The following is a 4412-nucleotide window of genomic DNA, read 5'->3' on the forward strand; positions in this document are numbered from 1 at the left end:
TGATTCGACAATCCGTTTGTGGGATATTCACGGCAACCCCATTGGTCAACCTTGGCACGGACATGAAAAAGAAGTTAATTCTGTCGCCTTTAGCCCTGATGGTCAGTGGATTGTCAGTGCCAGCAATGATTCGACAATCCGTTTGTGGGATATTCACGGCAACCCCATTGGTCAACCTTGGCGCGGACATGAGTATTGGGTAAATTCCGCAGCTTTTAGCCCTGATGGTAAACTGATTGTCAGTGGTAGTCTTGATGGAACAGTCCGCTTGTGGCAGTGTGGGTGGCAAGAATGGTTGCAAGTTTGCTGTAACAGGTTACATTATCATCCCATCTTTCAAAATCCTGAAAATAGCAGTGATGTAGAAATTGCCTACCAAACTTGTCAAAAATATGTATGGAATCCACAATTCCCTAAACAGTTGAACAACCAAGGTGCAGCAAAGCTAAAAGAGAAAACTTTTTCAGCACCTTTAGAAGACTTTAAGCAAGCAGTTCAACTTAATTTCACATCGCACTGGAAAGATCGCCTTGCTTGGCAATCAGTACTCACAGAGAACCAATAATTCGGACTACGGTTGACAACTGCAATAAAAGTTTTGAATGCATCCTGCGCCGCTTCTAAAGAAAGAGGTTGATGTCACCCCAGCTGTATTGGCATTATTAATTGCGAATTGCGTTAGCGAGTCTTGCCTACGGCACGCCAAGGGCGAACGAGCGTCACTGCGAATTGTGAATTGGTATAACAAGGTGGGGATTGATTGTGAGTGGGTGATGACGATCGCATCCAGCAAGACATCATAACTGGCTATTGTCTTTCATTAAACGGCTGTAAGTTCGTTGGGGAATAAAGTGGAGTGGATTGTAACCAACGAAACGCAAAATCAGTACACAAGCCCAGGAATATCGTCCATCGGTAATGGCTTCCATAACCTGCTCTAATTGTTCTGGACTAATGGCTTTGTGAAAATTTTTCTGAGAAGAAGAAATGTGGTAGTTCATAGCTAACCCTGATGTAAGTTATCTAAATCGAGGTGTATCAGTTTATTCCACCATATTCTGTTTTCTGAATTGGCTTGAGCAATATATCTGCAATACAACGACGACGGTTGATAATTTTGGCAGTGACTATATTGATTAGCCTTTAATCTGCTTACATTTGGTTTGTTATGCTAAAACTTCCTGGATTTAATTGATTTCAGGGCTTACGCAAACAATAGCCGAAAAGAATGATTTTCAGGTAGGGGCAATTCATGAATTGCTCCTACAGCATATAGTTTTGCGTAATTCCTATATTTATAGGATGATGTTCTACTGGCGTTGGCGTAGCCCACCGAAGGTATCGCTCAAATTTTGCTGTATTGCTTAATCGGGAATAGTGTTTTATGCCTGATTGAGAACTAACTTATATACATAGAATAATCTGTCTTTGCTGCCACTCCAGCCAAATTGGCAGTTTTTTAAATTTGGACATTGGGGAAAGACTTGCTAAAACTTCCTCCCTGCTCAATAACTGCCTATTTAGTGTAATACCCAATGCCCAATCTCCAATGCTCTAAGAGGTTGTTTGAAAAGTGTTTCGCTGTGACTTTAGGCACTTTTAGATCGCCCCTAGCCTTAAAAAGGGGGGAACCAGAATCAAAGTCCCCCTTTTTAAGGGGAGCCACTGCGGTCTTGGGGTCTCCCCAAGTAGAGCAAGTGGCGTGGATTTAGGGGGATCTAAAATTTTTGATACTGGCAAGAGAACTTTTCAAACATCCTCTAATACCATAGACTTACAGAGTTTCATCCCACAGCTAGACGTAAAGATTCTTACAGTTATTTACCATTATGGGGGAAATGTACCTCAGAAAACCGGAGACTGAAAAAAAATGAGGTCGTGACCTAGCTAAATTTCTGGAATTCGTCATCATGTATGAACTAGTTCAAGCTGTCTTCAACGGTGATGAAAAAACTGCTCTACATCAGTTAATTTATGCGTTGAGTGTTTCAGGTAAGCGTTACTTCCTGAGAAATGAGATTTTGCAATCTTTTGCCGATTACTGTCATCAATCCCAAAAGCCAGCCTATTTTTACTACTCTTCTTCTGTTGGCAAACTGATACAGTACACCCACGAAATAATTCTCGAAGAGGAAAGTACTTGGTTTGTGATTCGACCCACAATTGCTAACCAAGAAGTTTGGAAATTGACAGCCGATTTGAGTCGGTTTGAGCAAATGACGCCTCAAGCGCTGTTAGATGTGAGAGATCGCTCAGTCAACCGCTACCAACCCCACATCCTCGAAATCGACCTCCACCCCTTCTATGAAGGTTCCCCAAGAATCGACGACCCCAGAAATATAGGTCAAGGTTTAGCATTCCTCAACCGTTACCTGTGCAGTCAATTGTTGACTGACCCCCAATATTGGGTAGAAATGTTATTTCAAGCGTTACATGGGCTGCAATACGATGGTATTCGCCTATTGTTGAGCGATCGCATTCCTTCCGGTATTCAGTTAGCCAAACAAATTAAGCCAGCCCTCAAATTGCTGAATGAGCGATCGCCTGATGAACCTTATGAAAACTTCCGCTTTGACCTCCAAGACCTCGGCTTTGAGCCAGGTTGGGGTAACACTGCGGCGCGAGTCTCTGAAACCTTAGAACTCCTAGATCGGCTTATTTACTCCCCAGAACCCGGCATTTTAGAAACATTTGTAGCCCGCGTCCCCGCCGTCTTTCGCGTCGTCCTCGTTTCCATCCACGGCTGGGTTGGACAGCAAGATGTTTTGGGAAGAGATGAAACACTTGGTCAAGTTATCTACGTCCTCGAACAAGCCCGCAGCTTAGAAAACGAACTGTGTGAACAAATTAAACTCGCTGGACTCGATCAACTAGGCATTAAACCTCATGTAATTATTCTCACCCGGCTAATTCCTAACTGTGAAGGGACATTTTGTAATCTGCACTTAGAAAAAGTTGAAGATACTGAAAATGCTTGGATATTGCGCGTTCCTTTTGGTGAATTCAATCCGGAAATCACGAATAATTGGATTTCTAAATTTGAGATTTGGCCTTATTTAGAACAATTTGCGGTAGATGCAGAAAAACAATTACTAGCTCAATTTAAAGTCAAACCTAATCTTATTATTGGTAACTACAGCGACGGGAATTTAGTAGCTTTTCTCCTATCTCGCCGGATGAAAGTCACCCAGTGCAACATTGCCCATTCCTTGGAAAAACCTAAATATTTATTTAGCAATTTATATTGGCAAGATTTAGAAGATCAATACCACTTCTCGGCACAATTCACCGCTGATTTGATTAGCATGAATGCAGCCGACTTTATCATCACCTCATCCTATCAAGAAATTGTCGGCACACCTGATACCGTAGGTCAATACGAGTCGTATAAATGCTTTACAATGCCACAGTTGTATCATGTGGTTGATGGCATTGATTTGTTTAGTCCTAAATTTAACTTAGTGCCGCCGGGAGTAAATGAAGATATTTTCTTTCCCTATAGTCAAAAAGAAGACCGAGATTCTCACCTTTGCACACAAGTTCACGACTTACTCTTTAGCCGCGAAGACCCCCAAATATTTGGTCATTTAGATTACCCTAACAAGCGACCAATCTTTGCCGTTGATACCATCACTTCAATCAAAAATCTCACTGGGTTAGCTGAATGTTTTGGTAAAAGTCAGGCGTTGCAAGAGCATTGTAACCTGATTCTTTTAATTAGTAAACTACATCCACATGAAGCTACAAACATAGAAGAAGCAGAAGAAATTCAAAAACTCTACGACGTTATTGATCAATATAATCTCTATGGCAAGATTCGCTGGGTGGGGATGCGTATCCCTAGCAGGGAACTCGGTGAAGCCTACCGAGTAGTTGCAGATTCTCAGGGAATTTATGCCCATTTTGCCCGCTTTGAATCCTTCGGACGGAGTATTTTGGAAGCGATGATTTCCGGCTTGCCAACTTTCACTACTCAATTTGGCGGTTCTTTAGAAATTATCGAAAACCAAGAAAACGGATTTAATATTAATCCGACGGACTTAGAAGGAACAGCAAATAAAATTTTAGATTTCCTTGAAAAATGTGAAGCTCATGGTGAATACTGGCACGAAGTTTCAGAATGGATGAGTCAGCGAATTCATCATAAATATAATTGGCATTTACATAGTAATCAATTATTACTACTTGCTAAAATGTTTAGTTTTTGGAACTTTGTTGCTCCCGAAAATAACGAAGCCAGAGATCGGTATATGGAAACCTTATTTCATCTCATTTATAAGCCCAGAGTCGAAAAGATTTTGGAAAAACATCTGGGTGGGTGAGGGAGGTAGGGGAGCAGGGGAGAGTTAAAACTGGTTTCATCCACCTCGGAACTCCGTTCATCCACCTCAGAACTCCGTTCATCCACCTCA

Annotated in this window: 3 protein-coding genes and 1 pseudogene; 3 read left to right on the forward strand and 1 reads right to left on the reverse strand. The window is 41.7% G+C overall.

Going from position 1 to position 4412, the window contains the following annotated elements; translation table 11 throughout:
* Both ABF638_RS36730 and ABF638_RS36735 read left to right on the forward strand, forming a co-directional pair.
* Window positions 1-565 (forward strand): WD40 repeat domain-containing protein (locus tag ABF638_RS36730; RefSeq protein ID WP_435027678.1); only part of this gene is annotated, 565 nt, incomplete at its 5' end.
* A gap of 37 nt (window positions 566-602) precedes the next feature.
* On the forward strand, window positions 603-803 hold the full coding sequence (locus ABF638_RS36735; RefSeq protein ID WP_435027679.1) for a hypothetical protein: 201 nt from the start codon (window positions 603-605) through the stop codon (window positions 801-803).
* Here the strand turns inward: ABF638_RS36735 and ABF638_RS36740 are convergent.
* Window positions 801-1001: pseudogene (locus tag ABF638_RS36740) on the reverse strand (HetP family heterocyst commitment protein); the annotation flags it as partial. The gene ABF638_RS36735 and the pseudogene ABF638_RS36740 sit on opposite strands and share 3 nt — an antisense overlap.
* 909 nt (window positions 1002-1910) lie before the next feature.
* On the opposite strand from ABF638_RS36740, the gene ABF638_RS36745 reads away from it, so the two are divergent.
* On the forward strand, window positions 1911-4322 hold the full coding sequence (locus tag ABF638_RS36745; protein ID WP_435027680.1) for a sucrose synthase: 2412 nt from the start codon (window positions 1911-1913) through the stop codon (window positions 4320-4322).
* The last annotated feature ends 90 nt before the right edge of the window (window positions 4323-4412 follow it).

Source organism: Nostoc sp. CALU 1950, from assembly GCF_051172895.1.
Classification (GTDB): domain Bacteria; phylum Cyanobacteriota; class Cyanobacteriia; order Cyanobacteriales; family Nostocaceae; genus Nostoc; species Nostoc edaphicum_A.

What these genes read in the sequence shown, in the direction of transcription:
- ABF638_RS36745 (WP_435027680.1), top strand. Translation starts at nt 1,911, where the DNA reads ATGTATGAACTAGTTCAAGCTGTCTTCAACGGTGATGAAAAAACTGCT.
- ABF638_RS36735 (WP_435027679.1), top strand. Translation starts at nt 603, where the DNA reads ATGCATCCTGCGCCGCTTCTAAAGAAAGAGGTTGATGTCACCCCAGCT.